The organism is Sphingomonas sp. IW22 (assembly GCF_041321155.1).
Classification (GTDB): Bacteria; Pseudomonadota; Alphaproteobacteria; order Sphingomonadales; family Sphingomonadaceae; genus Sphingomonas.
Window position 1 is genome coordinate 1 of the sequence record NZ_JBGGWB010000020.1, and the last position, 1,814, is coordinate 1,814.

Consider the following 1,814-nt stretch of genomic DNA (forward strand, 5'->3'; position numbering starts at 1 on the left):
GTGATCAAGACAGCCCACTTGCGGCCTAACCCTATTCACCCGTCCATCATGTGGAGGCCGAGCTATCGCTCGCCCTGCTCGTTGTCAGTTTGGTCGCAGTCGCTCCCAACCTGACCGAGCGATTGAATGAAGCGATTTGGACCAGATCGACCAATCTGTTCGTCTCATCATCTCAATGTGGGTGAGTATGGCCTTTCCCCCCCCGGAGCCTCGCGCACCATGATGGTGGGCCAAACTCCGGGGGGAAAGTCATCTCACTGTAGGATCGATGGCGAACTCGCACCCTTCTCCACAACGAGAAGCCGGTGGTCGCCCTGACCCGGCATGAGGTGCGCTTTCCCGGCCCCTTCCGGGAGCCGCGACGGTTATCGGCCACAAGGGCCGAAGCGCTCGACGAACGCCGTTCTATGACGACCGTCGAGTAGGAGGGTGTGAGTTGCACGCACAGAGCCTCCTTCTACAGTGCCACCCAATCCGACGATCGGGCCTTGTCACCTTGCCCCGTTTTCCGAGGGATGAACCACAACGACCCTCCGGGGAGGCGTGTAGCGGACCCGCTATGGCACTGACGCGGGCGGCCCTCGCTACCGATTTCACTGACGCCGCACGGCTCGGGATTTCTCCCCCTATCAAGAGCGCCTGTCCGGGGACGATGCCCCACGAGGATTATATGGCCGGTTTTAGCGGGACCGTGGACCCGTGCTGTATGGATTGATCATACCAGAGGCAGCGTGGCCCCTGCATTATTTACTTTCGTGGGGTCGAGCCATCAGATGGTCGAGGCGGCGTATCTGCGCCACGGAATGAAAGAGCGCCTCGATAAGGCAACCACCCTCGATACAAGTATGAGACGCCGATCGCGTCTCATATGGGTGCCTATTGACTTCAGAGACGACTGGAGCGAGTCGGTCTAGAGCCATACGAGACAAATCAGGGGCACCATGGGCAAGACGCTGGGCTACGCGAGGATCAGTTCCAATCAGGGGCAGGATATCACCTCCCAGAAGACGATGCTGGAATCGCTGGGAGCGGTGGTCGTGTTCTCCGACGTGGGCAACGGCTCGAAGCTCACCGGACGTGACCAACTCGAAGCCGCCCTGCGTCTGCTCGAACCCGGCGACACCCTGTTGGCGCTTCACCCCGATCGCCTTGCCCGAGATACCGGCGATCTGCTCACCATAGCCAAGCGGGTCATCGAGAAGAAGGCGGTGCTCAAGATCAACGACCCCGCGATTGTCATGGACGGCTCCGATATCATGGCCGAGGTCATGCTCACCGTCTTCGGGCTCGTGGGGATGATGGAGAAGCACTTCATCAAGGCGCGGCAACGTCGTGGAATCGAAGCCGCACGCCTGAAAGGGGCCTACAAGGGCCGTCCCGCAACGATCAGCCCCGATGCTGTGCGCGAACTTCGTGCCGAGGGTCTGGGTGCCACCCAGATCGCCAAGCGTCTCGGGATCGGCCGCGCATCGGTCTACCGGCTGCTCGCCGCCTGACCATCGAGCCATGTGAGGAACTCGTCGGCCGTCATCACCTGACCCGGCAGCGCTGCTTCCCACTCGACCATCTCAATGAAGTGAGGATCGAGCGGACTGCCCCGGCAGATCGGGCAGGGACGACCCACGTCACCATCACCAAAACCTTGCCGATCGACGTCCTCACTCATGCCAGATTCCCGTGAGTTCGACGGACACCCTCTCCGTCGAACTCAAGACTACACAAAACCGCTACAATCCGGCATATCCGGCACTCAACGAGCGCACGCTATTACCAAATCGACGAGATCGGAGATCGGCATCCCACCCTCTCCGCCA

2 protein-coding genes are annotated in these 1,814 nt (G+C 60.7%); one reads left to right on the plus strand and one right to left on the minus strand.

Going from position 1 to position 1,814, the window contains the following annotated elements; translation table 11 throughout:
• Nucleotides 1-941: 941 nt before the first annotated feature.
• Nucleotides 942-1,496 (plus strand): recombinase family protein, encoded by a 555-nt coding sequence (locus tag ACAX61_RS19470; protein WP_008833117.1) that lies wholly within the window; start codon nucleotides 942-944, stop codon nucleotides 1,494-1,496.
• Here the strand turns inward: ACAX61_RS19470 and ACAX61_RS19475 are convergent.
• The gene (locus tag ACAX61_RS19475; protein WP_370716196.1) at nucleotides 1,475-1,666 is read right to left on the minus strand and encodes a hypothetical protein; all 192 of its coding nucleotides are present in this window, start codon (nucleotides 1,664-1,666) and stop codon (nucleotides 1,475-1,477) included. The genes ACAX61_RS19470 and ACAX61_RS19475 overlap by 22 nt on opposite strands.
• Between the last annotated feature and the right edge of the window lie 148 nt (nucleotides 1,667-1,814).